This is a genomic window from Priestia sp. SIMBA_032 (genome assembly GCF_046535215.1).
GTDB lineage: Bacteria > Bacillota > Bacilli > Bacillales > Bacillaceae_H > Priestia > Priestia aryabhattai.
This window is the reverse complement of record NZ_JAWRXD010001604.1, coordinates 1-234: the sequence shown is the minus strand read 5'-3', so window position 1 is coordinate 234 and position 234 is coordinate 1. Positions and strand designations below refer to the sequence as shown.

1 pseudogene is annotated in these 234 nt (G+C 34.2%); it reads left to right on the top strand.

Annotated elements, in window-relative coordinates:
* Positions 1-234: pseudogene (locus SB717_RS39715) on the top strand (hypothetical protein); the annotation flags it as partial.

The window sequence follows — 234 nt, the reverse complement described above, 5'->3', positions numbered from 1 at the left end:
GAAGGTATGGATATGCTTTGGAAAACTGGAACAGCTACCAGAGAACAAATGGAAAGAGAATATAACATCAAAGGAGATCGTCTAAAAAAACTTTGTCATAGCGGATATTTAGAAGAACGCACAGGAAAAATTGTTTTAGGAGAAAAAGGGATAGAAAAGTTTAGGAAAGAGGGAAAAGAATATCAATATAAAACCGGTATAAATAACGCCAAACATGATATTCGTCTCTCTGAA